The following is a 25,722-nucleotide window of genomic DNA, read 5'->3' on the forward strand; positions in this document are numbered from 1 at the left end:
ACCCACCCGTCCATGGCTACTTCAACTGGTCCCGGAGTTCCCGCTTGAGCACCTTGCCGTAGCTGTTCTTGGGCAGCGCGTCGATGAACTCGTAGCGCTTGGGCCGTTTGAACCGGGCGATGCGTTCCAGCAGGTGAGCGTCGAGCGCTGCCGCGTCGATCTCGCCGGTTCCGGCGGCGACCACGAACGCCACCACCACCTCACCCCAGTCCGCATCTGGTGCCCCCACCACGCCGGCCTCGACCACGCAGGGGTGTTCCAGCAGTGCTTCTTCCACCTCGCGGGGATAGATGTTGCTGCCCCCGCTGATCACCACGTCCTTGGAGCGATCGCGCAGGGTGAGGTAGCCGCGCGCATCGAAGGAACCCATGTCGCCGGTGTGCAACCAGCCGTCCTTGAGCGTGGCGGCGGTGGCGACCGGGTTGTTCCAGTAACCCGACATGACGACGTCCCCGCGGCAGACGATCTCGCCGATCTCGTCGACCGCAGCTGGGGTGCCGTCTGCGGTGAGCACGGCGACCTCGACGCCGGAACGCGGATACCCCACCGAGCCCAGCGTCGCATCGTCGGCATCAATGTGGTCGCGACGGCGCAGCCCGGTGATCGTCATCGGCGCTTCGCCCTGCCCGTAGAGCTGCACGAAGATCGGGCCGTAGGCCGCCAGCGATTTCTTGAGGCTGTCGACGTACATCGGTCCGCCCCCGTACACCACGGTTTTCAGGTTCTCGGGCCGGGGCCGGCCGGTCTGGATCAGGCGCTGCACCATGGTCGGTGCCAGAAAGGCGCTACTGCCGGGGTGGTGGCCGCACAGATCCAGAAACTCGTCGGGTTCGAACGCCGCGGATTCGGGCACCACCTGGCGGGCGCCGCGCAGCACGTAGGGCGGGATGTACAGGCCGGAGCCGTGCGACATCGGGGCGCCGTGGATCAGGCTGCAGTTATCGTCCGGGTCGTCGAAATCGGCCAGGTGCGCCACCGTCATCGCCATCAGGTTGCGGTGGGACAGCATGGCGCCCTTGGACTTTCCGGTGGTACCACTGGTGTAGAACAGCCAGGCAAGGGAGCTCGGGGCAGTGGTCGGCGGGTCTGCCGGCTCAGCGCCGAACCGGGCCGAGTAGCTGTCGGTGCCAATGGTCTCGACGGGTACGTCGGTTACCGTGGCCAGGCCGTCGGCGATCTTGGCCGACGCGAACACCTGCGCCGCACCGGAATCGGCCAGGATGTCGGCCATCTCGCGGGGATGCAGCTTGTAGTTGATCGGCACGAACACGCACTCGGCCGCCCAGATGGCGAACATCAGCTCGACGATCTCGGGCCGGTTCTCGCTGGCGACGGCGACGCGGGTGCCGAGGTCGCCGAGAGACTTCAGCGAGGTGGCCAGCCGCAGCACGCGGTCGCGCAACTGTGCCCAGGTGAGCAGTTGACGTTCGCCCAGAAAGACCGCGCCCCGGTCACCGAACCGGGCGGCGGCCTGATCGAGCACCGCGAAAACGTTCATGACTGAGACCCATCCTCAATCCATTTGGCGCGCAGCGCGAAATCGGAGAGATACTTCGTCGAGCTCCAGCCGCCGTCGACGACGATGGTCTGCCCGTTGATGAAGCTGCCGCCGTCGGAGCACAGGAACGCCACGGTGGCGGCGATGTCCTCGACCCGGCCCAGCCGGGTGTGCGGGGTCATCTCGGTCTGCATCTTGCGGAAGCCCGGATCGTCGAGACGTCGCTCGACCATCGGGGTGACGGTGACGCCGGGGGCCACCGCGTTGCACCGGATGCCCTGCGCGCCGTATTGGCACGCGATGTGGGTGGTCAGTGCGGTCAATCCGCCCTTGGCGGCCGAGTACGCTCCGCCGCGCAGCCCACCGACGATGGCGAAGGTAGAGGTCACGTTGATGATGGCCGAGCCAGGTCCCATGTGGGGCAGCACATCTCGCGCCAACCGAAAGGGCGCCCGCAACATGATCCCCAGGAAGCGGTCCAAGGTTTCGTCATCGGTCTCGTGCAGGGGTTTGGGGCTGCCGATGCCGGCGTTGTTGATCAGGAAGTCGATGCGGCCCCAGCGGGACAACGCCGCCTCGACGATGCGCTGTGGTGCGTCATCCTCGGTGAGGTCGACGGCCAGGGTCGCGATCCGGTCCGGGTCACCCACCGCTCGTTCGAGTTCGGCGAGCCGGTCCTGGTCTCGGCCGGTTCCGAGCACGGCCATGCCCGCGTCGGCAAGCGTGGTGGCACAGCCGAATCCGATGCCGCTGCTGGCTCCGGTGACGATCGCGACCTGCATTCTATTCGCCCTTCAACCGTGCTCGGATCTGATGCTTCAGTACTTTGCCCGCGTCGTTCTTCGGCAGAGCATCCCAGATCTCCACCTGCTCGGGTGTTTTGAACCGGGCCAGACCATGCTCGGCCAGGACCCGGCCCAGGTCGGTCACGTCGGGGCGCGGACCGTCGGCGGTCACCAGTACCGCGCAGGCACGTTCCCCGGTGCGGTCGTCGGGCAGGCCGACCACGGCCACCTCGATGATGCCGAGGTGACCGATCAGAAGGTCCTCGACTTCCTTGGGGGAGATGTTCTCGCCGTTGCGGATGATGAGGTCCTTGGTCCGACCGGTCACTTGAAGGTAGTCGCCGTCGACCCATCGCCCGAGGTCCCCGGTGCGGAAGAAGCCGTCCTCGTCAAAGGACTCGATCTCGTCCTCTGGGTGCAGGTACCCGAGCAGCATCTGCGGGCCTCGGGCCCGGATCTCGCCGGAAACCAGCCGGATCTCGGCGATGCCGGGACGGCCGTCGGTCTCCGCGGCGTGCTCGGTGCCCCCGGGGATCAATGAGCCGACAGTGGTGACCGGAACCTCGGTGGAGCCGTACACCCGGCTGACCGCGGCCCGCTCGAAGTAGTCCGAGGCCCGCCGGATGAGCGAGGGCGGCACCGATGCGCCACCGCAGATGAACACCTCGAGATCGGGCAGCCGGGTGCCGGATCGTTCGGCGGCCCCCAGGAGCTGCTCCAGAAACGGTGTGGCCCCGGCCATGTGGGTGCACTTGCGTTCGGTCAGCAGGGCCACGCCGTCCTCGGCGTTCCAGCGCTGCATCAGCACGGCGGTGCTGCCCAGTAACAAGGGGCATTCGAAGGCGTAGATGGAGCCACCGATGTGGGCGATGGGGGACGGCACCAGGAAGGTGTCCCCGGGATCGATCATCCAGTGCTCGCGCAGCTGCAGGATCAGTGCGTTGATCGAGTTGTGGCTGTGCAGCACGCCTTTGGGTCGCCCGGTGGTGCCTGAGGTGTACATGATCATCCGGACGTCGTCCGGGTCGAGCCTGGGCAGGTCCCGGTCGGGCGCGGCGGGCAGGGTGTCGAATGCGCGGTGCGGGCCCGGATCCCCGCGCAGCACCACCACTTGCGGAGGTGTGTCCATCTGACCGCACACCCGGGTGAGCATCGCGGCGTAGTCGTGGTTACCGAACTGGGCGGGGATGAAGATTGCGCGACTGTGCGCATCGTCGAGGATGAAGCACAGTTCCCGGTCGCGCAGTGAGGGCAGGATCGGGTTGACCGTCATGCCGGCGAGTGTGGCGCCCAGGTAGATGGTCGCGGCCTCGTGCCAGTTGGGCAGCATGAAGGACACCACGCTGCCCACCGGCATCCAATCGGTGAGCTGCAGTGCCAGTGCCCGTGCCCGGTCGTGCAATTCGCGGGCCGTCAGGGTGATGTCACCGTCGACCACCAGTACCCGGTCGGGGGTGTCACGCGCCGCGTCGGCGAGGGCGTCGGCCAACGTGGTGGACACCCACAACCCTCGGGCGTAGGCGTCCGCCGCACGCGCCTCGTCCCGTCGCACCAGATTCCGCACGGTGCCTCAGCCCTTGACCCGGCGCATCGTCATGGAGTGGCGGAACCGGTCCGACGGGTGGGTGTTGACGGTGACCTGGGCGATCTCCCCGTCGGAGGTGGTGTAGGTGCGTTGCATCTGCAGGGCCGCGGTGCCTGCGGCGACCTTGAGGCCCGCGGCGAGCTCCGGCGACGTGACGATCGCTGAGATCTCCTGGTGCACTTGGACGATGCTGACCCCGAACAGATCCTCGATCAGCGGGAAGATCGGACCGGAATGTCGCTGCAACAGCCGCCCGACGGCGGCGAAGCTGCGGTTGATGAAGTACTCGGTGCGGCACACCGGTGCCGGATCGCCATCGGCTTGCCGGTAGCCGCGGACCGCCAGCCATTGCTCGCCGAGCGGGAGTCCGGTGCGTTCGGCCAACTCGCCGTCGATCGTGACCATGGCGTTGGACTCGATGGTGAACTGGGCGCCGGTGGCGAAGGCCAGCAGGTCGTTGATCGAGACCACGTCCTGGGCATAGGTATTGGTCGCGGCCCGCTGGGCCACCGTGGTGCCGGCCCGCGGCCGCGACGTGACGAGGTTGTCGTCGCGCAGACGCCGCAGCGCCTCGCGCACCGTGTAGCGGCTGACTTCGAAGCGCTCGCACAGTTCGTGTTCGGTGGGCAATTGTGAGCCGACGGGGTACACCCCGTCGACGATCTCCTTGCGTAGGGTGCGTGCGACTTGGAGATAACGGTGGTCGGCGGGAGTGACGGTCATGGGTGTCAGCCCCTGCGCAGCGCCAGCACGCTGCCGTCGCCGTCGGCCGAGATGTACAGGGTTCCATCGCCTCCGGCGGTGATCCCGGCGAACGGGCCCTGCGGGCCGGAGAAGGGGGGCATGCCCTTGAGCGGCTTGGGGGTCACTCCGGGCGGCGGGCCGACCGGCAGCCCGGTGGCGATCGTGGTGCGGCCCGCATCGTTCAGGTCGTAGCCGATCAGTTCTTTGCTGCCCGAGTCGACGATGTAGAGCACGCCGTCGCGCACGAGAATGCCGTGCGGCGTGTGCAATCCGTCGACGAGCGGCGCGGCACTCCCACCGCTCACCCGGAGAACGGCACCGGCCACCGACACCAGCGGTGCACCGTCGGGTCCGATCACCACCCCGACCGGGGTGTCCAGGCCGGAAGCCAGCACGCTCACCGAGTCGTCGTGCACCGAAAGCAGCCGTCCCGCACCCTGTTCGACGACGACCACCGAGCCATCGGGCGCCTGTGCCACGCCGTAGGGCTGGTCGATACCGCTGGCGAGTACCTGGCTCACCTCATCTTCGGCGCCGCCCGGGCGGAACCGAGCCACCGTATCCGCAGCGGTAGTGACGATGAATTCTCCTGGCCCCGAGGCGATCACCCCGCGGAGGAAGCCCGGATAGCCGGGGGAAAACAGCATTGCGACGGTCTGCAGGCCACCGTCGGGGCCCACCCGGTAGAAGTAGGTGCCGTCGGCGACGTAGAGATCGCCGTCGGAGCCGACGGTCAGATCCAGCGGCCAGTTGAGCCCGCCCGGCAGCAGGGCCTCGGTGCCGCCGCCCGACAGGATCTCGGTGATCTCGCCGGTGAAGTTCGAGACGAACAGCCGGCCGTCGACAAAGGTGCAGTTGTCCAGGCCGGGGTTCAGCTGGGCGAGCAGCGTCTGCTCGCCGTTGCGCGGGTCGATGCGCAGCACCTGGCCGCTGGCCACCTGGGTGGAGACGATCAAGCCGTCGGCGTCGAACTTGACCGAGTCCGGTACTCCGAGCCCGCCGGCCACCACCTGGGGGTAGCCCCCGTCAGGATCGATACGCCAGATCTCGTTCGCGCCCATCACCGGGAAATACAGCAGCCCGTCGGGGCCCACCTCCATGGCATTGGGCGAGGGCACGTTCTCCAGCAGGATGCGCGGGGCGCCGCCGGATAGGTCGAACTCCATCAGCCGGCCGCCCTCGCGGCATTCTCCGACGAACAGCCGACCCTGATGGACGGTGATGCCGTTGGCCGAGGGGATGTCGTCGCGCAGCACGCGGGTGGTGCCGTCGGCTGCGCGCACGCTGACCCGGCCGTCCATTACCTCGGTGGCGTAGAGGTTGCCGCTCGAGTCGAACGCCACGTCGTCAGGGGCGATGATGTCGCCGCCCTTGGCACTGACGGTTTCCAGCCGGTCGGTTCCCAGGTCGAGCGCGCTGATCTGGCTGCCGGTGACCTGGGCGACGTAGATACGGCCGTCCGGGCCGGTGCGCAGGCCGTTCGCGCCGAAAAGTCGGCTGGGGCCCGTGACCTGCTCCAGCGTCCAATTCTCGTCCACGGACGGGTTTGCGGTGTACCTCGCGTTGGCGATGCCGGGATTTGCCGATAGGGCGCTCATGACCTCGGACGTTAGCAACTTGCCGTAGTCCAGACAATAGCCATCGAAACCTCAGATCCACCCTTGACGGTTGAATAACTGCTGCGGAATAGTGTTCTCCAATATGAAGATCGTCATTTGTTGTCCGGACAATTAAGACAATCGAGTCGGCAAGGGTTGCGAATGGACAGTTCCCTGAGCTTGGACGGCCGGGTTGTGGTGGTGTCGGGCGCCGGTGGTGGCGGCATCGGCACCACCGTCACGCGGATGGCGGCCGAAGCCGGGGCCACGGTGGTGGCGGTGAGCCGATCGCGGGACAACCTCGACACGCACGTCGCACCGCTGGCCGACAAGGGACTGAACGTGGTGGCGGTGGCCGCCGACGCCTCCACCGATGAGGGCATCGCGACGGTGCTGAATGCGGTGCGTCGCGTTCAATCTGACGGGCGGGGGACGCTGTACGGGCTGGTGAATGTCGCCGGCGGCGCGGCGCCGTCCACCTGGATGCCCGCCACCCGGGTGTCACGGGCCGACTGGCGCGAATTGTTCACCGCGAACCTGGAAACCATGTTCTTCATGAGTCAGGCCGTGGCCGAAGAGATCCGCGGCCAGGGGACCGGAGGCTCGATCGTGTCGGTGTCCTCGATCAGCGGGATGAACACCGCGCCCTATCACGTCGCCTACGGCACGGCGAAGGCCGCGATCGTGGCGGCCACCCGCACGATGGCCGCAGAGCTTGCCGCCGAAGGTATCCGGGTCAATGCCGTTGCTCCCGGGGTGACCGAAACCGCCGCCTCGGCAACCTATGTCGATGCCGACCCCGACCGTGACCAGCGGGCGATCGCGATGGGCCGGCGCGGTACCCCCGAGGAGCAGGCGGGGGCCATCCTGTTCCTGCTCTCGGATCTGTCGAGCTACATCACCGGCCAGACCATCCTGGTCGACGGCGGGCTCAACCTGCGCTGGACCCATCTCGGCGCCGACAACACCTCGCTGTTCCTCAAGGACGACGACTTCCGCGCGGCCATAAGGAGGCATTAGTGACCGAACCAGAAGAACTGTCCGACCCGATGACCATCGCGGTCGATGCCTACATCTCACCGGAATACGCACGCAATGAACGGGATCGGCTGTGGCGCAAGGTGTGGCAGCAGGTCGGCCGGATCGAGGATCTGCCGGAGGTGGGCAGCTACCTCACCTACGACATCCTCGACGATTCGGTCCTGGTGGTACGCACCGCGCCCGGCTCGTCGGCGGGATCCTTCGCCGCCCATCACAACGTGTGCATGCACCGCGGGCGGCGGCTCGTCGACACCCCGGCCGGCGCCAAGAATGCCTGCGCGCGCACCCGCAAGTCGTTCATGTGCGGGTTCCACGGCTGGACCTATGACCTCAAGGGGACCTGCACCCACATCCGGGAGCAGGACGATTGGCAGGGCGCACTGACACCGGAGAACACCCACCTGTCCGGAGTCCGGGTCGACACCTGGGGTGGCTGGCTGTTCATCAACATGGACCCCGACTGTGAACCGTTGGCGGACTTCCTGTTTCCGGCCGCCAAGATCCTCGACCCGTTCGGTCTGGAGAACATGCGCTACAAGTGGCGCAAATGGCTGAAGTTCGACTGCAACTGGAAAGTCGCGATGGAGGCCTTCAACGAGACCTACCACGTGTTCACCACGCACCCCGAGTTCAACCAGTTCGGTGAGTTCAAGGGCTGGGCCAAGGCGCAGGGCAGGCATTCCAACATCGGTTATGACGCACCGAAGGACATGGAGGAGACCAAGTCCAAGATCCGGCTCGGCACCGGTGATCCGCGCATCTCCACGGCCGAGATGCAGGTCTACACCATGGAAGAGACCAACGCGACGACCACGCAGACACTGGTCAACGCGGCCAAGCGGCTCGTCGACGAGCTGCCCGAGGGCACGCCCGCCGACAAGGTGCTCGAGCACTGGCTGTCCTCGGCCCGCCGCGACGACGAGGCCCGCGGCGTGGTCTGGCCGACGATCCCGCCCGACATCCTCGGGCAGAGCGGCACCGCCTGGCAGATCTTCCCGAACTTCCAGATCGGCCAGGGCCTGACCAGCGCGCTGTGCTACAGCGCCCGGCCCGATCCGAGCTACGACCCGGACAAGTGCATCTTCGAGGTGAGCGTGTTCGAGCTCTATCCCAAAGGCGAAGAGCCGCAGACCGAATGGGAATACACCCCGTCCGACAGCCCGAACTGGCGCTCGGTGCTGCCGCAGGACTTCTCCAACATGGCCGCGGTGCAGCAGGGCATGAAGTCGGCCGGGTTCCCGGGCACCAAGCCGAATCCGTACCGCGAACGCAGCACCGTCAACCTGCACTACCAACTTTCCAAGTACATGGGCACCGGAGAGCCCACCGACATCCAGTGATTTGTGGAGTCTCAGCCGTCGCGGACACGGCCAACACTCCATAAATCGCCCACTAAGGAGCGAACATGAAGGTCAATCTGGGTACGGGAGCGCAGAACTCCCACGACTGGGAGCGCGTGCTCGCCGGTGACTTCAGCACCCCGCCGGCCACCCCGGACTACAAGTGTGTGCAGGCCGCGCTCGCCCTCGGCGATCTCGCCGAGCCGCTCGGCTTCGACGGGATCTGGTTCCCGGAGCACCACGGCACGCCATATGGCATGACGCCCAACCCGATTCAGGCCCTCACCTATTTCGCCGGACGCACCGAGCGGGTCAGCCTGGGTACCTTCGTGGCGGTGGTGCCGTGGTGGAACCCGATCCGGCTGGCCACCCAGATCGCCTACCTCGACATCGTCTCCAACGGTCGCTACACCACGATCGGCCTGGGCCGCGGGGTGTCCAAGGGCGAGTTCGCCGCGGTGGGCGTTCCGCGGGAGGAGAGCCGCGACCGCTTCAACGAGACGCTCGACATCCTCAAGCTGGCCTTCTCCGGTGAGCGGTTCTCCTACGAGGGCAAGATCTTCTCGTTCCCCGAGATGTCGCTGCGCCCGGAGCCCATCAGCACCGACCTGTTCGACCGCATCTACAGCTCGTCCTCGACGGCTGAGTCGCTGGAGATCCTGTCCCGGCGCGGCATGGTGCCGCTGTTCGTGGGCAACAAGCCGATCACCGATGCCGGTGAAGAGGTGCGCAAGGTCAACACCTTCCGCGCCGAGGAGGGCCTGGGTCCCTGTCAGCCCAAGAACGTGATGTTCATGTACTGCGTGGGCTCCGAGGATGAGGTTCCCCAGACCGAGGAATGGATCTGGACCGCCAACCGGGATGTCAACGTGCACTACGGTTTTGCCGACGCATCCAACTTCCAGGGTGTCAAGGGGTACGAGGCGTACGCCGCGCGGGAGGCCAGTGCGACGGCCGTGCTGGCATCCGAGGTCGGCAACCAGAAGAAGGGCGGCCCGCCCGGATACCACGCGTCCAACCTGCTGATCGGCACCCCCGAGACGGTGTTCACCAAGCTCAAGGCCGCGCAGGAGGCCTGCTCGTTCTCCGAGGTCACCATCGTTCCTCAGTTCGGCACCATGCCCTACGAGAAGGCCATGGAATCGGTCAAGCTGTTCGCCGCCGAGGTTCTTCCCGCGGTGCACGACATGCCCGCCCCGCTGCACGCCGCCGCGCTTCCGGAGAAGGCCAACGTATGAGCCAGCCGAACACCTGTGGCCCCACCGACACTCCCGCCGATTTCGACATCGACGCAATCCGGGAGCGTTACGCCGCCGAGCGGGCCAAGCGGTTGCGGCCCGAGGGTGCCGACCAGTACCTGGAACTGGAAGGTGATTTCGCGGGGTTCTACGAGGTCGACCCGTACACGACGGTGACCGAGCGAGACCCGATCGTCGAAGACGCGGACGTCGTCATCCTCGGAGGTGGCTTCGCCGGCCTGCTGGCCGGAGCGTATTTGAAGAAAGCCGGTGTCGAGGGGATCCGCGTCATCGAGATGGCCGGTGACTTCGGTGGGGTGTGGTACTGGAATCGTTTCCCGGGAATCCAGTGCGACAACGACGCCTACTGCTACATCCCGTTGCTCGAAGAGCTCGACTTCATGCCGTCGAAGAAGTTCGCCGACGGCGCCGAGATCTTCCAGCACTGCCGCAACATCGGTAAACACTTCGGCCTCTACGACGGTGCGCTGTTCTCCACCCAGGTGCGCGAACTGCGTTGGGAGGATGACACTCAGCGCTGGCGGATCAGCACCGACCGGGGCGACGACATCCGGGCCCGCTTCGTCGTCATGGCCCAAGGTTCCTACAACCGTCCGAAGCTGCCGGGCATCCCGGGCATCAAGGACTTTGGTGGCCACGTGTTCCACTCGGCGCGCTGGGATTACGACTACACCGGCGGGGACGCCGACGGCGGCCTGCACAAGTTGGCCGACAAACGGGTCGCCCTCGTGGGCACCGGCGCGACGGGTATCCAGCTCGTGCCGCATCTGGGCCGTGACGCCAAGCAGCTCTTTGTCTTCCAGCGCACCCCGTCGTCGGTCGACCAGCGTTCCAATCCAGCCACCGATCCGGCCTGGGCCGCGACCTTGCAGCCGGGATGGCAGGAAGAGCGCAAGCGGAACTTCCACAACTGGTCGCCGTTCGTCGGGGTGGTGTTCGGCGAGCCGGATTTGGTCTGTGACTTCTGGACCGAGCTCGGGCGCAATCTGACGGCGCGGATCGCGGCCAGCGGTGACCCGGCATCGGTGACCATCGAGCAGATCATGGCGTTCCGTGAAGAAGAAGACTTCAAGATCATGGAGCGGCTGCGGCGTCTGGTGGCCGACATCGTCGAGGACCCCGCGACCGCCGAGGCGCTGAAGCCGTACTACCGATTCATGTGCAAGCGGCCGACTTCAAGCGAGCAGTATCTGGCTACCTTCAACCGTCCCAACGTGAAACTCGTCGACGTGTCGGCATCCAAGGGTGTGGAAAGGCTGACCGAGAAGGGGATCGTTGCCGACGGTGTCGAGTACGAGGTCGACTGCGTGATCTTTGCGAGCGGCTTCGAGATCTCCACCGAGATCAGCCGCCGGTTCGCGATCGAGCGCATCGTGGGCCGCGACGGATTGTCGTTGTTCGACTACTGGCAGAACGACTACAAGACCCTGCACGGGATGACCAGCCGCGGATTCCCCAATCAGTTCTTCATGGGCTTCATCCAGGGCGGCGTCTCGGCCAATACCACTGCGATGTTCGAACAGCAGGCCAAGCACATCGCCTACATCATCGCCGAGGCCCAGAACCGGGGTGCCACCACGGTCGAACCCACCCAGGAGGGCCAGGACTCCTGGGTCTCGACGGTGCGCGAACTCTCGATCGACAACTCGGCTTTCGAACTGTCGTGCACGCCCGGGTATTACAACAACGAGGGACGCGGTGGCGCAGAGCGCAACGGCGCGTTCCTCGGAGATTTCTACTCGCCAGGGTTCTATGCCTTCGACGATCTGATCGCGCAGTGGCGGGCGAATGGCGACCTGGATGGATTAGAGCTCACCACATGACGACGACAACTGCCCTGCAGACCCGGGATATCAAGCCGCGCATCGGAACCGAGATCCGGGCCGACAAGGCCACGCTGCTCTCGGGTGAACACTCCGGGCGGATCCGTGAACTGCTTGAGCAGCGCGGGGTGCTGGTGTTCCCGCAGATCGGGTTCACCGACGACGAGCAGATCGCGTTCACCGAGACCCTCGGCACGTTCGCCCCGGAGCACCACGGCGAGAAGCTCTACAAGGTCTCCCTCGACACCGAGGTGAACAAGCAGGCCGACTATCTCAAGGGGTCGCTGTACTGGCACATCGACGGAACGATGAACGAGGTGCCGATCCTGGCCTCGCTGCTGCAGAGCGTGGCGCTGGGCAACCCGGAGGAAGGCGACACCGAGTTCTGCAACACCTACGCCGCGTACGACGACCTGTCCGACGAGGACAAGGCCGAGATCGAGGGTCTGCGGGCGATGCACTCGGCGTGGAACACGCTGTTCTACTACGACCCGGAGCCCAGCGCGAAGGCCCTACGCCGCATGATGGCGATCGGTGACCGTGAACTGCCGTTGGTGTGGACCCACCGGTCCGGCCGTAAATCACTGGTTCTCGGTGCCACCGCGCGCCACATCGTGGACGCGGACGGCCCGATCGACTTCCGCGCGAGCGCCGAACTGCTGGTACGGCTGCGGGATTGGGCCACCCAGCCGGACTTCACCTACCGGCACAAGTGGACTGTCGGCGACCTGGTGATCTGGGACAACACCGGGACCATGCACCGGGCCACGCCGTATGACCCGACGTCGGGGCGGCTGTTGCAGCGCACCAAGCTCGAGGGCGAGGAGCCCTTCGCTTGAGCACCCTCAGATTCGACGAGCGCGTCGCAGTCATTACCGGCGCCGGCCGGGGACTGGGCCGCGAGTACGCCCTGCTGCTCGCGTCGAGGGGCGCGAAGGTCGTCGTCAACGATCCCGGTGGCGCTCTCACCGGGGATGGCCCCGACTCGGGGCCGGCGCAGGACGTCGTCGACGAAATCGTCTCAGCCGGCGGGCAAGCCGTCGCGGTCACCGATTCGGTGGCAACACCCGAAGGCGGCCAGGCCATCATCGATGCGGCCGTCGAGCGCTTCGGTCGCGTCGACATCCTGATTCACAACGCGGGCACCGTCCGGCGCGCATCGCTCAAGGAGATGAGCTACGACGATTTTGAAGCCGTGCTCGACGTGCATCTGCGCGGCGCATTTCACGTTGTGCGCCCGGCATTTCCACTCATGAGCGAAGCCGGATACGGCCGCGTGGTGCTGACCTCGTCGATCGGCGGGTTGTACGGGAACCATGAGGTGGCCAACTACGCGGCGGCCAAGGCCGGGATCCTCGGGCTGTGCAATGTGGTGGCGCTGGAGGGCGCCGCCGACGGCGTGTTGTGCAACGCGATCGTGCCGGGCGCGGTGACTCGGATGGCCGAAGGCCTGGACACTTCGGCGTATCCGCCGATGGGCGCGGACCTGGTGTCACCGGCCGTGGGTTGGCTGTCACATGAATCCTGTTCGGTCACCGGCGAATTCTTGGTCGCGATCGCCGGGCGGATCGCCCGCGCCGTCGTCGCCGAATCGCCAGGCGTGTACCAGCCGTCGTGGACTGTCGAGGAAGTCGGTGAGCAGATGGACCGCATCCGCGATGCGAGCGACCCGGTGATCTTCCCGGTGGTTCCCGACGGCCACGCCGATCACATCCGGTACAGCTTCGGACGATCAGCAGAAGGGGTCAGCTCATGACATCCGGTCCACTGCAGGGCGTTCGGGTCATCGACCTCACCGCCATGGTGATGGGGCCGTACTGCACGCAGATCATGGCCGACATGGGTGCCGACGTCATCAAGGTCGAGACACCGGCGGGCGACAACACCCGCTACATCTCGGTGGGCCCGGCTCCCGGCATGAGCGGCGTGTTCATCAACGTCAACCGCGGCAAGCGCAGCGTGGTGCTGGATCTGCGATCGGAGCAGGGCAAGGCCGACCTGCGCGCCCTGATTGCCGACGCCGACGTGTTCATCCACTCGATGCGGGCCAAGGCCATCACCAAGCTCGGCTTCGGCTACGACGAGGTGGCGGCGATCAACCCGGGCATCGTCTACACCAATTGCTATGGGTATGGCCGGCGCGGCCCAGACGCCGACCGGCCCGCGTACGACGACACCATCCAGGCCGAATGCGGATTGCCCGCGGTGCAACAGCAATTGACCGGTGAGGCCTCCTACGTGGGCACCATCATCGCCGACAAGGTGGCGGGGCTGACCGCGCTGTACGCCACGACCATGGCCCTGTTCCACCGGGAGCGCACCGGCGAGGGGCAGGAGGTCGAGGTCAGCATGTTCGAGACCATGGCCTCCTTCATGCTGGTCGAACATGCCAACGGCGCCATGTTCGACCCCCCGCTGGGGCCTGCGGTGTACCCGCGAGCGGTCACCCCCAACCGCAAGCCGTACGAGACCAAGGACGGTCACATCGCGGCGCTGATCTACAACGACAAGCACTGGAACGCCTTCATCGACCGGGTGCAACCCGCTTGGAACACCGAACAGTTCGCGTCCCTCGAGCAGCGGGCCAGGCAGATCGACACGGTATACGGGCTCGTGGCCCAGACCCTCAAGGAACGCACCACCGCGGAGTGGCTGGATCTGTTCGCGGAGTTGGAGATTCCCGCGGCCCCCATGCTCACCCCGGACGCGCTGTTCGAGAACGAGCACCTCAACGCCGTCGGACTGTTCGAGACCATCGACACCCCGCACGGCCCGGTCCGGATGCCTGGTGTGCCCACCTGGTTCTCCCGGACCCCGGGCCACGTCGCCGGGTACGCACCGGAACTGGGCGCCGATACCGCCTCGGTGCTTGCCGAGCTCGGCCCACGCGACATCGCCGGATAACGGGCGGACACAGCAGGAACAGGAAGGCCAGGAGTGGATTTCGATTTTGGCGAGGCGGCCGACACACTGCGGGGTGAGTTGCGCGCGCTGATCGCCGACCAGGTGCCCGCCGATTTTCTCGGCGCGTTCACCGATGACCCCGCCGATCTGGCGGTGGCGCAGCAGTTCTGCCGGACGCTGGCACAGCAGCATCTGCTGTGCATGTCGTGGCCGAAGGAGTTCGGCGGCGGCGACGCCTCGGTCTGGGAGCAGACCGTCGTGCGTGAGGAGATGTGGGCGCACCACGAGCCGCGCGGTGCCCAGTACATGGGCGTCAACTGGGTCGGGCCGATCATCATGCGGCACGGCACCGAGGAACAGCAGCGTAAGCACCTGCCGCCGATCGCCAATGGTGAAGTGATCTGGTGCCAGGGCTTTTCCGAACCTGAGGCCGGGTCCGACCTGGCCTCGCTGCGCACGTTCGCCCGCCGGGAGGACGACGGCTGGCGGGTCAACGGTCAGAAGATCTGGACTTCCTACGCCACCATGGCGCAGTGGATCTTCCTGCTGGCGCGCACCTCAAAGGGCGAGAAGAAACAGCAGGGCATGACTATCTTCCTGGTGCCGATGGATTCCCCGGGAATCCAGGTGCGCCCGATCCGCACCATGATGGGCCCGCATCACCTCAACGAGGTGTTCTTCGATGACCTCAAGGTGACCGAGGCCGATGTGCTCGGCACCGTGGACCAGGGCTGGTCGATCGTGCAGGACGTGGTGTCCTTCGAGCGCGTCGGCATCGCCCGTTACGCGCGCTGCGAGCGACTGCTGCAGGCCGCGCCAGAGGTGCTCGGAGACAAGTGGGAACAGCTGCCCGCCGAACTGCGGGGCCGGTGGACGCGGATGCTCTCGCACTGCCGCCGGGCCCGGCTGATGGCCTACCGGGTCGTGTCGATGCAGGCCACCGGGCGGGTGAATCCCGGTGACTCCGCGGCTTATCGGATCGCGGTGACCAGGCTGGATCAGGAGAGCGCCGAGGTGCTCATGGAGATTGCCGCAGCCCTGCCGCGCGGCGAGGACAACCGTGCCGAGTACTTTCGCGCCGAGGTCGAGGACCACTGGCGGTACTCGCAGGCCTCCACGGTGTCCTCGGGCAGCATCGAGATGCAGCGGATCCTGCTGTCGCGGACCATGCTGGCCGGAAAGGCGTGACGGCGATGATTCTGGATCTCAGCGATGACGCCAAAGAGTATGGCCGCGAGGCCCTGAAGGCGTTCGAGTCCGCCGGTGGCGATCAGCTACTGGCCCAGGCCGACGCCAAGCCGGGCACCCGGGCCGGGCTGGTCATGCCTGTGCTGGAAGGCCTTGGTGTGTTCGAGCTCGAACCACGCAGCGATGCGGACTCACTGGAGGCCGCGGCTGCGGTGTGCCGCAGTGCCGGATATTGGGCGCTGCCGTATCCGGTGGCCGAGCGATTGGCGCGCCCGGCGGATCTCGACGTCGACGGGCTGGTCGTCATCGACGCCGCTGCGCCCGAGGCCGCGCTGCAGGGGCTGGACAACCGTTGGGCCGCAGTCACATTGGATGGCACACGCAGCACCGTGACCGCCACCGGTGCCTCCGGTCCGTCGTTCGCCACCGCGCTCGAGCTCTCGACTGTGGACAGCACGGGCCTGGCTGACGTGGCGCTGGCCCTGGCGCTGCCGTCGTGGACCTTGCTCGGCATGCTGGACCGGGCCATCGATCTGACGGTCGCACACGTCAGCCTGCGCAAGCAGTTCGGTCAGCCGCTGTCGTCGTTCCAGGGCGTGCAGTTCCAGCTGACCGATGCCGAGGTGGAGCGCAGCGGTGTAGACATCCTGGCCAAGTACGCGTTGTGGAGCGTGGTCACAAACCCAGCCGATGAGGCGATCAACGATGCGCTGGCATTGCGCCTGGCCGCGATCGAGGCGGCCGAGGTGGTGTTCCGGGTGTGTCATCAGCTGCACGGGGCCGTCGGCTTCTGCGATGAGACCACGCTGTCCTGGCTGTCGCGCTACAGCCAGCCGTTGCGCCGCTTGCCATTCGGGGTGTCCAAGACCCGTGACACCCTGACCGCCCGGCTCGGCCGGCGTGGACTCACCGGGTTGTTCTCGTGAGCGACCTCGACGAGTTCCGGGCCACCGTGCGGGACTGGTGTGCACAGCACGTCCCGAAAGACTGGCGCGCCAACCAGACCGGCGTCGGCGACGACGAGTTCGTCTCCTTCCAGAAGTCCTGGTTCGCGCAGTTGCACACTGCCGGATACGCCGTGCCGCATTGGCCCGCGGAATGGGGCGGCGGCATGTCGGTGGCCCAGCAGATCGTGCTGTATCAGGAACTGGCCGCGCACGATGCGCCCCGGCTGGTGCTGGCCTTCGTCGGCATCCATCACGCCGCCTCCACCCTGCTCGCCGCGGGTACCGAGGAACAGCAGCGCCGTCACCTGCCCGCGATCCTCGACGGTGAGATCTGGGTGCAGGGGTTCTCTGAGCCGGAGGCCGGATCCGATCTGGCCGCGCTGCGCACGACTGCCCGCGCCGACGGTGACAACTTCATCGTCAACGGGCAGAAGCTCTGGGCCAGTGGCGCTCTGCACGCCGACTGGTGTCTGCTGCTGGCCCGCACCGATCCGGAAGCGCCGAAACGGCACGGCATCTCCTACTTCCTGATGGACATGGCCACACCCGGCATCGACGTGCGGCCCATCCGCAATGCCGTGGGGGATTCGCATTTCTGCGAGATCTTCCTCAACGACGTCACAGTCCCCGCGGCCAATCTGATCGGCCCGGTGAACAGAGGTTGGCAAGTGGCCCAGGCCACGCTCGGCGCCGAGCGCGGCATGACCATGCTGGAGTTGTCCGAACGGCTGGGCAATGCGGGCTTCAACTGGCTGCTCGAAGCCGCGCCGGGCGAGGATCCGGTGGTGGCGGATCGGTTGGCGCAGTTCGAGATCGAACTGACCGGCCTGCGTGGGCTGTGCCGGGATCTGGTGGAACGCACCGAGGCAGGGCAGGCCGGCCCGGCCGACGCCTCGATCGTCAAGCTGTACTACAGCGAGTTGTTGCAGCAGATGACCGGATTCGGCGCCGAGATCGGTGGCCTGAACGCCCACACCGTGCTGGCCAAACCGGCCTCCAGCGGGTGGGAGTCGGGTGCCTGGATGCGCGATTTCATCGGATCGTGGGAATGGACCATCCCTGGCGGAGCCAGCGAGATCCAGCGCACCATCATCGGTGAGCGTGGTCTGGGCCTGCCCCGAGAACCGAGTGCGGTGTGATGAGCGAGTTTTCCGAGCTGCACGACGAACTGCGTTCGGTAGCAGCTGATCTGCTGGCCAAGGACACCATTGACTGGCCACTGCTGGTCTCGGCGGGGTGGGTCGGACTGGACGCCCCCGAGGAGGTCGGCGGTGCCGGCGCGACATTCGCCGAAGTGGCGGTGATCTGCGAGGAGATCGGTCGAGCTGCGGCACCCACCAGCTACCTGGGCGGTGCGGTGCTGGCCATCGGTGCGCTGAACGCGTTGCAACCCAACGAGTGCCGTGACGCATTGTTGCAGGCGGTGGTGGCCGGGAACTCCCGTGCCGCACTGACCCTGCCCGGGGCAGGCGAGCCGGCGCCTTTCGAATTGGCCACCACCAGGCTGGGCTGGCGTGTCCACGGCCGGGCCGCCTTTGTGTCCGATGCGGCCGGAGCTCAGCGGCTGCTGCTGCCCGCCCGCGACGCCGACGGCGTCCCGGTGCTGGTGGACGTGGCCGCGGAGGCACCGGGGCTGACGGTCACCGAGCAGCCCGTGCTCGACGAGACCCGCAGGCTCGCCACCGTGACGGCCGAGGGGGTGGAGGTCGACGAGGACGCGGTGTGGCGGTTCGACGGGGACCCAGAAGTGGTGCTGGGTGCGCTCACCGAACGTGCCGCGCTCGCGGTGGCCTGCGACAGCCTGGGCGTCGCGCAGGCCATGCTCGACGCGACGGTGTCCTACACCGGGGTTCGCCAGCAGTTCGGCCGTCCTATCGGCTCGTTCCAGGCCGTCAAGCACGCCTGTGCCGACATGCTCGTGCGAATCTCGGTCGCCCGTCAGCTGGTGAATGCGGCCATCATGGCGCCGGCACCGCTCATGGTGTCCATGGCCAAGGCCAACGCCACCGAGGCGGCCGTCGAGGTGGCGGGCAAGGCCATGCAGTTGCACGGCGGCATCGGCTACACCTGGGAGAGCGGCGTGCACGTCTATCTCAAGCGGGCCGCGCTCAACCGTTCGCTGTTCGGCTCGCCCGCCGAACACCGCAGAAGGATCGCGCAGCGCTACCGGTGAGCTGCGTACAGTAGCCGCGTGCGGGGGATGGGTGGCGTTGCCGCCGCGATCGGTGTTTGCCTGTGGCTCCTGGTGGCGGCGGGGTTCGGGTTGTCCGACTATTACCGGTTGCGTCCGTTTCTGTTTCATCCCGTGATATTCGGTGTGGCGGGCAGTCTGGCACTGGCCGCGGCACTCGGTTTGTTGATCCGCCATCGGGTGCTCAAGTGGTCGGCCGTCGTTCTGGTGGTCCTGGCAGGCCTGGGCTGGGGCGGCACCGTGTTGTTTGCGCTGTTGCTTGCCGGCGGACACGAGAGCGAGGTGAAACGGCTCCCGTCACCGGACGGCGGCATGGAGCTGGTCGTGTTCAGTGGCGGCGGGTTCACGATCGACCCGATAACGTCGGTGCGGGTGTACACCAACAACGGTCTGCTGTCGCGGCAGAACTATCTGGGCTGCTTCAACGGTAAACGCGACGGGCTCAAAGAAGTCGAATGGACGGGTCCGCGGACGGTGCGCATCGAATTGTCGCGCGGCGGGACGATCACCATCGTGCTGGATGACGCCGGGCGGCCGGACCAGACAACCAGCTGCTGAATCGGCGATGAGTTTCCGTCACGGCGCCGGTCGATACGAATGACCGACCACTCACCGCTAAGGAGAAATATCGTGGTTACCCGTCAGAGCGCGCCGCTGGGCGCCCCCAACTGGATCGACCTGACCACGTCCGACGTCGAGCGCGCCCAGCAGTTCTACGGTGCGGTCTTCGGCTGGACGTATGAGACCGGCGGCCCCGAGTACGGCGGCTACGTGACCGCATCAGTCGACGGCAATGTGGTCGCCGGTCTGATGCGCAATGACCCGCAGTGGAACGCCCCGGATGCGTGGACCACCTACCTGCACACCGCCGATGCCGATGCCACGGTGGCGGCGACTATCGCGGCCGGCGGGAGCAACTGCGGCGGCGTGATGGACATCCCGGCCAAGGGCCGGATGGCGATGATGACCGACACCGCCAACGCGTTCTTCGGGATCTGGCAGCCGGGCGGGCACGAGGGCTTCGCAGTGTTCAACGAGGCCGGCGCGCCGGTGTATCACCAGCTGACCACCAGCGACTACGCCAAAGCGTTGGACTTCTACCGGACGGTGTTCGGCTGGACCACCCAGACCGTTTCGGACACCGACGAATTTCGGTACAGCACAGCATCATTCGACGGCGAGGAACTGGTGGGCGTGATGGACGGTTCAGCGTTCATCCCCCAGGGTGCGCCGTCGGCCTGGACCACGTTCTTCGGTGCCGATGACGTGGACAAGACGATCGAGCTGGTCGTCGCCAACGGTGGCTCGGTGGTGCGTGCGGCCGAGGACACCCCCTACGGGCGGCTGGCCGCGGTGGCCGATCCGACCGGTGCCGGGTTCAATCTGTCGTCGTTGCAGGGCTGATCGCGTGTGATCCGGGGTGCGCGGCGTACCCCGGATCTTCAGCGGTAGTTGGTTAGGCCATCAGCGAGTTCTTCCTCGTCGCCGTCGCGGATTGCGTAGAGGGCTTGCTGCAGAGCGAATGTGTCGCGGATCGTGGCAATGCGTGCAGGGAGTGCGTGGCTTGACCAGTTACCTGGAGCGAGTACTCGCTCCAGGAATTCGGGGCTATAGCTGGCACTGATCGCTGCGAGGTCCTCGGCGGGGTCGCTGAGGGTGACATCGTCCCAGTCGAGGACCCCAGCGAGGTGCGGCAGGCCGTCGCGCCACTCCCACAACACGTTCTCAGCTCCGAGGTCGCCGTGCACCACTGCTTGGGTGAGATGGGGGAGGTTGTCGAGTGCTGCGAGTTCTCGCTCCGCGCGTAGGCGCCCGTTGTCGGACATGAGCTGGAATAGCTCCGCGCGTACGCTCCGTGCGAACTGGTGCCACCGGTCTTCCGGGACCTGAGGGAACACTGCTCGTACCGTCTCGTCGGTGCCGGCTCGGGCCAGATCAGACAGCAGCGTGGTGTACTGGGCCGCCACCGTTTCGACCACGCGGTCATCGTTGAGTGCGTCGTTTTCCAGCGGTTCCCCGGGGATCCGGGTGAGCAGTAGGAATGGTGTCTCATCAGTGCCGTGGGCACCGCCCTGGAGGAGCGGCTCGGGTGTGCGGAAGCCGAGGTTGAGGCCCGCGAGTGCGCGTAGTGAGGTCACCCGCCCGGGCAACCGCTCAGCTGCTGCCGGAGTGCGAGGAAGACACACGACGCGATCTGATCCGATGACCACGACGTGGAATTGCCCGTGACGTACTGAAAGGTCGTCGGGTTTGTCGTCGGGTAGCAGATGGCTCAGCAGAGTGCGGTGTGCGGCAACGATGCTCATTCAGTCGCGCCGAGCGCGAAGTCGGCGAAGTCGAAGCCGGGCACCACGACACAGCTGACCAGGGCGGGCTCCGCATCACGAGGCTTGGCGCGTTGCCAGTGGCCGGGCGGCACCAGCAGTTGCGGGTGCTGTCCGGCGGCGATGTCCGGGCCCAGCAGAAGGCTTGTCGCGGTGTCTCTTTCCTCACCGATCTCCAGCACGAGCGGACTACCTCGATGGTGGAACCACAGCTCGGCGCTACGGACCGTATGCCAGGCCGACTGCTGGCCGGGCATCAACAGGAACAGGATCGCGGTGCCGGCGCTGCGCGGCCCCGAGTAGCCCGTCGGCAGCGAGGCCTGGCTCACCGTCAGTTCGCTGCGCCAGGTCTCGCGGTACCAGCCCCCCTCGGGGTGAGGGGCGAGATCGAGCTGTCTGGCCCAGTCGGGTAGTTCGGTCACACCCGATAGTCTCGTCGCTATGGTTCGTCTTCGTCCAGGTTGGCTGGTGGCACTGTGTGCTGCGGTTCTGGTGGTCGTGGCCTGGTTGCCGTGGCTGACCACCAGTGCCAACGGCGGCGGCCGTGCGAATGCGATCGGCGGGGCGGTGGGCAGCATCGTGCTGCCTCATGGTTTCGGCGCCGGGCAGCTGATCGTTTTGCTGGGGGCCGGCCTGATCGTGGCCGGGGCGATGGCCGGGCGTGGCCTGTCGCAGCGGTGGGCTTCGGCTGCGGGACTGGTGATTTCGCTGGCGCTGGTAGCGGTGACGGTGTGGTACTACACGCTCAACGTGAAGGGGCCGGTGGCGGCGGGCTACGGCCTGTACGTCGGGGGCGCCATGGCGGTGTTGGCCGGGTTGTGTTCGGTGTGGTCGCTGTTGTCGACGTTCGGTCCGATGAGCGCTCGCGCGAAGAGAATGGGATAGCTCGTGAGTGAATTCGTGACGCCGTTGGAGATGGCCGGGCAACGATGGGTGACGTTGGAGCCATTGACGACCCGGCACATCCCGGAGATCGACGCTGCCGCTGCGGACGGTGAGCTGGGGACGCTCTGGTACACGATGACGCCGCGGCCCGGCGGTGCCGCCGAGTGGGTGCAGCGCATGTTCGAGCTGCGAGCTGCCGATCACGGCGTGACCTTCGTGGTGCGCAACCTCGACGGCAAACTGGTGGGGTCTTCCAGCTACCTGCATGTCGACGGCCCGAACCGAAGGTTGGAGATCGGGCACACGTGGTACACCGCTGCAGCGCGGCGCACCGGGGTCAACGCCGAGACCAAGCTGTTGATGCTCGGCCATGCCTTCGACGAGTTGAATTGTGTGGCAGTGGAATTCCGCACCCACTTCTTCAATTTCGCCAGCCGTGCGGCCATCGAACGGCTCGGTGCCAAGCTCGACGGTGTGCTGCGCAGCCACCAGTTGGCGCCCGACGGCTCCCGTCGTGACACCGTCGTCTATTCGATCCTGGATATCGAATGGCCCGCGGCGCGGTCCAGCCTGAAGTTCAGGCTGGACCGCCGTGGCGAGACCGGCTAATCCGCGTCGACAGTGGTTTCGATCGACTTGCGGTCGGCGCCGTGCGCGACCTCGATCTTACGAGGCCGTGCGCGCTCGGCCACCGGGATGGTGACGGTGAGGACACCGTTCTCGTACGTGGCGGAGATGGCCGACGTATCGATCCCGTCGCCGAGCGACAACTGGCGTCGGTAGCTGCCGAAGAACCGCTCATTCGCCAGCCATTGGACGGACTCCTCGGTGCGTGCGGTTCGACGCGCCGAGATGGTCAGGGTGCCGTTATCGACGTTGACGTCCACCGAGCCCGGATCGATGCCCGGAAGGTCGGCCGTCAGAACATAGTGGTCACCGATCTTGCAGAGGTCCATCGGCATGAACCGCGGTGTGCGAGTTGACCCGGAATCACCTGACAGCAAACTCCTGGTCAAAACATCAAGATCGCTGAACGGATCAAAACGAAGCACAGTAACTCACCTCCCGTAACGTCTCAGAGCCCGCCACCCTGGCAGGCAGCCAATCACTGTGCACCGCCGATATTAGCACTCGACCAGGATGAGTGCCAGACATTTTCTGGCCATTTTTCGATGATTGTTGCATGTCAAAGACGTGGGATTCGGTGGGAGGTTTTCATAGCGGCGGTTGAGGCGGCATGGCGCTTCCGTAGCGCTGCAGACTCGAGCGGGAATGCCGCGCGCCCCTGACAGGGGGCATGACGCCGGCGTCTCTGTCGATAGGCGGGGGAGACTGACCCAGCCATCAGCAATCTCTTCCCGGGAGGTCGCGGTAGCCTGTGCCGGGTGAATTCGGTTGCGTTCAGGGTGCGGGCCTTTAGTAGGGTGGCGGCATGTCGAGTCCTGAAGCGCACAAGTTGGGGGCTTTCGGTCACGCCGTCAGCCCCCTGAATCACTGACACTTCAGCTTCCTTTCTCGGGGTGCTGGCCGTGGTGACGAGACGTCTCCTGTTCGTTCTCTTGCCTCGGAGTACTCGATGCCTCTCGCTCTATATCTTCTTGGCCTGGCGGTTTTCGCCATGGGCACCTCGGAATTCATGCTTGCCGGGCTCGTCCCGGATATCGCTGCCAGTCTCGGTGTCACGGTCGGCGCTGCCGGCCTACTGACCTCCGCCTTTGCAATCGGAATGGTCATCGGTGCGCCTGCCATGGCCGTGCTCGCGCGCCGGTGGCCGGCCCGGACCAGCCTGCTCGGCTGTGTGATCGTCTTTGCGCTCTGCCACCTCGTCGGCGCGCTGACACCGAACTTCCCGGTCCTCTTCGGCACCCGTGTCGTCGCCGCACTCGCCAACGCCGGATTCCTGGCGGTCGCGCTCAGCACGGCCGCCGCGCTGGTAGCGGCGGACCGGAAGGGGCGCGCGTTGTCGGTACTGCTCGGCGGGACGACAGTGGCGACCATCGCGGGTGTGCCCGGCGGCGCGGTGCTGGGTGCACTGTTGGGATGGCGGTCAGCGTTCTGGGCGATCGCACTGCTGTGCCTTCCCGCCGCACTCGGCATCCTGCACGGGATTCCCGTTCGCTCTGAAGGGAATTCGGCCCCCGCGGGCGATGACCCTCCGCTGCGTGATGAGCTCGCTCAACTCAAATCGCCGAGACTGGCATCGGCCCTGCTCCTCGCCGCCCTGGTCAATGCGGGCACGTTCGCCGCTTTCACGTTCTTGGCGCCCATCGTCACCGACATCGCCGGCTTGCCGGAGCTGTGGGTGCCGGTGGTGCTGGTGCTCTTCGGGTTCGGGTCGTTCATCGGTGTGACGGTGGCCGGCCGGTATTCTGATCATCGTCCCCGCCTCGTCATCGGGGTGGGCGGCCCGTTGTTGTTCGCCGGCTGGATTGCGTTGGCCGCCTTGGCGGCTCATCCAGTGGTGCTGCTGATTCTGGTCCTGGTGCAAGGAATCTCGGCGTTCGCGGTGGGGAGCACCCTCATCGCGCGGGTGCTCTACGCGGCCTCCGGGGCTCCGACAATGGGCGGCTCGTACGCGACGGCGGCGCTGAACATCGGAGCCACCTGCGGACCGGCGCTGGCCGCCGCGGCGCTCGTCGGCCCGGCCGGAAATCTCGGGCCGGTGTGGGTCGCTGTCGCGCTCACCGGGATTGCCCTACTGACGGTGCTGGCCATCACGATTCGACGGCGGACACCGCTGCCCCGGTGAGCCGATCGCCGCAGTGATCGCACCTCAGCACCGAGGAGAAACCGTGCCCGCGGTCGGTGTGCGTGAGGATCACCGCGGGGCCTTCGACGCCGGGGAATGACCGCTGCGCCCAGGCCAGCGCCGTCACCAGCACAGGCAGGAATGCGGCGCCCTTCGGCGTCAGCCGGTACTGCGGGTCCTCGTCGGCGGTGGTGAGAATGCCGTTGGCCCGGAAGGTCTGCAAGCGGTCGGCGATCGATGCGGGCGGGGCGGACAGTATCCGTTGGAAGGCGGAGAACCTGGTGGTGCCGGTGAAGGCAGCGACCAGGATCGCGAACGCCCAGCGGTTGCCGAGCACGCTCATGGTCTGCGGGAACAGGCCGGAGGGAGAGTCACGCCGATCGTCAACGGATCGGCGGCGGGTCGTCACCTCCGGCAGCGACCGCGACCAGCCCCCGCTCGGCCCCCACTCGGCGGTCACCTCGCCGGCAGCCGTTGGAATCCCGCACGCGCCGCAACTGAGCACCGGCGTGAAATCGGCACCGCAGGCCAAGTGCCGCATCCGAGGTAGTGGCTCACGATGTTCGGACACCCAGTGGCGTTCCCATTCCCAGATCGACACGAGCACCGGCCACAGTGCCCGACCGCGCTCGGTGATCAGGTATTCGTCACGTGGCGGCCGCTCCTGATACCGGTGACGTTGCAGCAGACCGTCTTCAGTCAGGGAACCCAGGCGGCGGGTCAGTACCGAGTTGGAGATGGGGAGCCGGGTTTGGAACTGTCCGTAGCGGGTGGCACCCAACAGGGCCTGCTGCATCACCAGCAGCGTCCACTCGTCGCCGACCAGGCCCAGCATCTGGCCGACGGCGTTGGTGCCCCCGG

25 protein-coding genes are annotated in these 25,722 nt (G+C 66.6%); 16 read left to right on the forward strand and 9 right to left on the reverse strand.

Annotation, left to right across the window (positions count from 1 at the left end; translation table 11 throughout):
- Window positions 1-16: 16 nt before the first annotated feature.
- From ACWEFV_RS28300 to ACWEFV_RS28320, 5 genes are read right to left on the reverse strand one after another with little or no spacing between them, the layout of a single operon-like run.
- On the reverse strand, window positions 17-1,498 hold the full coding sequence (locus tag ACWEFV_RS28300; RefSeq protein WP_450072607.1) for an acyl-CoA synthetase: 1,482 nt from the start codon (window positions 1,496-1,498) through the stop codon (window positions 17-19).
- Window positions 1,495-2,280, reverse strand: a complete 786-nt coding sequence (locus ACWEFV_RS28305) for an SDR family NAD(P)-dependent oxidoreductase (RefSeq protein ID WP_450072608.1) — start codon at window positions 2,278-2,280, stop codon at window positions 1,495-1,497. Before ACWEFV_RS28305 ends, ACWEFV_RS28300 begins: the two co-directional genes overlap by 4 nt.
- 1 nt (window position 2,281) lies before the next feature.
- Window positions 2,282-3,835, reverse strand: a complete 1,554-nt coding sequence (locus ACWEFV_RS28310; protein ID WP_450072702.1) for an AMP-binding protein — start codon at window positions 3,833-3,835, stop codon at window positions 2,282-2,284.
- Between the two features lie 18 nt (window positions 3,836-3,853).
- Window positions 3,854-4,591, reverse strand: coding sequence for a GntR family transcriptional regulator (locus ACWEFV_RS28315; RefSeq protein ID WP_135458163.1), 738 nt, complete (start codon window positions 4,589-4,591; stop codon window positions 3,854-3,856).
- A gap of 5 nt (window positions 4,592-4,596) precedes the next feature.
- The gene (locus tag ACWEFV_RS28320; protein WP_450072609.1) at window positions 4,597-6,210 is read right to left on the reverse strand and encodes an SMP-30/gluconolactonase/LRE family protein; all 1,614 of its coding nucleotides are present in this window, start codon (window positions 6,208-6,210) and stop codon (window positions 4,597-4,599) included.
- Window positions 6,211-6,372: 162 nt separating this feature from the next.
- Between ACWEFV_RS28320 and ACWEFV_RS28325 the strand changes: the two genes are divergently transcribed.
- The 13 genes from ACWEFV_RS28325 to ACWEFV_RS28385 all read left to right on the forward strand — a co-directional run bounded on the left by ACWEFV_RS28325 (window position 6,373) and on the right by ACWEFV_RS28385 (window position 20,307).
- A complete protein-coding gene (locus tag ACWEFV_RS28325) occupies window positions 6,373-7,230 on the forward strand; it encodes an SDR family NAD(P)-dependent oxidoreductase (protein ID WP_450072610.1) in 858 nt (285 codons plus the stop codon).
- Between the two features lie 29 nt (window positions 7,231-7,259).
- Window positions 7,260-8,591, forward strand: a complete 1,332-nt coding sequence (locus ACWEFV_RS28330) for an aromatic ring-hydroxylating oxygenase subunit alpha (RefSeq protein WP_450072703.1) — start codon at window positions 7,260-7,262, stop codon at window positions 8,589-8,591.
- Between the two features lie 65 nt (window positions 8,592-8,656).
- Window positions 8,657-9,829: an LLM class flavin-dependent oxidoreductase gene (locus ACWEFV_RS28335; protein ID WP_450072611.1), complete on the forward strand. Its 1,173-nt coding sequence runs from the start codon at window positions 8,657-8,659 to the stop codon at window positions 9,827-9,829.
- Window positions 9,826-11,673 (forward strand): flavin-containing monooxygenase, encoded by a 1,848-nt coding sequence (locus ACWEFV_RS28340; protein ID WP_450072612.1) that lies wholly within the window; start codon window positions 9,826-9,828, stop codon window positions 11,671-11,673. The genes ACWEFV_RS28335 and ACWEFV_RS28340 overlap by 4 nt, the downstream gene beginning before the upstream one ends.
- Window positions 11,670-12,512 carry a TauD/TfdA dioxygenase family protein gene (locus ACWEFV_RS28345; RefSeq protein ID WP_450072613.1) on the forward strand — a complete coding sequence of 281 codons (843 nt, stop codon included), beginning with the start codon at window positions 11,670-11,672 and terminating at the stop codon, window positions 12,510-12,512. The genes ACWEFV_RS28340 and ACWEFV_RS28345 overlap by 4 nt, the downstream gene beginning before the upstream one ends.
- The gene (locus ACWEFV_RS28350) at window positions 12,509-13,429 is read left to right on the forward strand and encodes an SDR family NAD(P)-dependent oxidoreductase (protein ID WP_450072614.1); all 921 of its coding nucleotides are present in this window, start codon (window positions 12,509-12,511) and stop codon (window positions 13,427-13,429) included. The genes ACWEFV_RS28345 and ACWEFV_RS28350 overlap by 4 nt, the downstream gene beginning before the upstream one ends.
- On the forward strand, window positions 13,426-14,577 hold the full coding sequence (locus ACWEFV_RS28355) for a CaiB/BaiF CoA transferase family protein (RefSeq protein WP_450072615.1): 1,152 nt from the start codon (window positions 13,426-13,428) through the stop codon (window positions 14,575-14,577). The genes ACWEFV_RS28350 and ACWEFV_RS28355 overlap by 4 nt, the downstream gene beginning before the upstream one ends.
- A 33-nt stretch (window positions 14,578-14,610) precedes the next feature.
- The gene (locus ACWEFV_RS28360; RefSeq protein WP_450072616.1) at window positions 14,611-15,765 is read left to right on the forward strand and encodes an acyl-CoA dehydrogenase family protein; all 1,155 of its coding nucleotides are present in this window, start codon (window positions 14,611-14,613) and stop codon (window positions 15,763-15,765) included.
- Between the two features lie 5 nt (window positions 15,766-15,770).
- Window positions 15,771-16,691 carry an acyl-CoA dehydrogenase family protein gene (locus tag ACWEFV_RS28365; protein WP_450072704.1) on the forward strand — a complete coding sequence of 307 codons (921 nt, stop codon included), beginning with the start codon at window positions 15,771-15,773 and terminating at the stop codon, window positions 16,689-16,691.
- The gene (locus ACWEFV_RS28370) at window positions 16,688-17,851 is read left to right on the forward strand and encodes an acyl-CoA dehydrogenase family protein (protein WP_450072617.1); all 1,164 of its coding nucleotides are present in this window, start codon (window positions 16,688-16,690) and stop codon (window positions 17,849-17,851) included. Before ACWEFV_RS28365 ends, ACWEFV_RS28370 begins: the two co-directional genes overlap by 4 nt.
- Window positions 17,851-18,885, forward strand: a complete 1,035-nt coding sequence (locus tag ACWEFV_RS28375) for an acyl-CoA dehydrogenase family protein (RefSeq protein ID WP_450072618.1) — start codon at window positions 17,851-17,853, stop codon at window positions 18,883-18,885. Before ACWEFV_RS28370 ends, ACWEFV_RS28375 begins: the two co-directional genes overlap by 1 nt.
- Before the next feature lie 18 nt (window positions 18,886-18,903).
- Window positions 18,904-19,461 carry a hypothetical protein gene (locus ACWEFV_RS28380; RefSeq protein ID WP_450072619.1) on the forward strand — a complete coding sequence of 186 codons (558 nt, stop codon included), beginning with the start codon at window positions 18,904-18,906 and terminating at the stop codon, window positions 19,459-19,461.
- Between the two features lie 39 nt (window positions 19,462-19,500).
- Window positions 19,501-20,307, forward strand: a complete 807-nt coding sequence (locus ACWEFV_RS28385) for a VOC family protein (RefSeq protein ID WP_450072620.1) — start codon at window positions 19,501-19,503, stop codon at window positions 20,305-20,307.
- Window positions 20,308-20,345: 38 nt separating this feature from the next.
- Here ACWEFV_RS28385 and vph read toward each other — a convergent pair whose 3' ends face one another.
- A complete protein-coding gene (vph, locus tag ACWEFV_RS28390; RefSeq protein WP_450072621.1) occupies window positions 20,346-21,209 on the reverse strand; it encodes a viomycin phosphotransferase in 864 nt (287 codons plus the stop codon).
- Window positions 21,206-21,649 (reverse strand): cupin domain-containing protein, encoded by a 444-nt coding sequence (locus tag ACWEFV_RS28395; RefSeq protein WP_450072622.1) that lies wholly within the window; start codon window positions 21,647-21,649, stop codon window positions 21,206-21,208. Before ACWEFV_RS28395 ends, vph begins: the two co-directional genes overlap by 4 nt.
- Before the next feature lie 19 nt (window positions 21,650-21,668).
- On the opposite strand from ACWEFV_RS28395, the gene ACWEFV_RS28400 reads away from it, so the two are divergent.
- Complete coding sequence (locus ACWEFV_RS28400; RefSeq protein ID WP_450072623.1) at window positions 21,669-22,112, forward strand: hypothetical protein; 444 nt, start codon at window positions 21,669-21,671, stop codon at window positions 22,110-22,112.
- Between the two features lie 3 nt (window positions 22,113-22,115).
- The gene (locus tag ACWEFV_RS28405) at window positions 22,116-22,721 is read left to right on the forward strand and encodes a GNAT family N-acetyltransferase (RefSeq protein WP_450072624.1); all 606 of its coding nucleotides are present in this window, start codon (window positions 22,116-22,118) and stop codon (window positions 22,719-22,721) included.
- On the opposite strand, the gene ACWEFV_RS28410 is transcribed toward ACWEFV_RS28405, so the two are convergent.
- A complete protein-coding gene (locus ACWEFV_RS28410; protein ID WP_450072625.1) occupies window positions 22,718-23,164 on the reverse strand; it encodes an Hsp20/alpha crystallin family protein in 447 nt (148 codons plus the stop codon). The two genes, ACWEFV_RS28405 and ACWEFV_RS28410, sit on opposite strands and share 4 nt — an antisense overlap.
- Window positions 23,165-23,688: 524 nt before the next feature.
- Between ACWEFV_RS28410 and ACWEFV_RS28415 the strand changes: the two genes are divergently transcribed.
- Entirely contained in the window at window positions 23,689-24,861 is a 1,173-nt protein-coding gene (locus ACWEFV_RS28415) for a Cmx/CmrA family chloramphenicol efflux MFS transporter (protein WP_450072626.1), read from the forward strand.
- On the opposite strand, the gene ACWEFV_RS28420 is transcribed toward ACWEFV_RS28415, so the two are convergent.
- Window positions 24,827-25,696, reverse strand: coding sequence for a winged helix-turn-helix transcriptional regulator (locus ACWEFV_RS28420; RefSeq protein ID WP_450072705.1), 870 nt, complete (start codon window positions 25,694-25,696; stop codon window positions 24,827-24,829). The genes ACWEFV_RS28415 and ACWEFV_RS28420 overlap by 35 nt on opposite strands.
- Between the last annotated feature and the right edge of the window lie 26 nt (window positions 25,697-25,722).

The sequence above is a fragment of the Mycobacterium sp. NPDC004974 genome, from assembly GCF_053600815.1.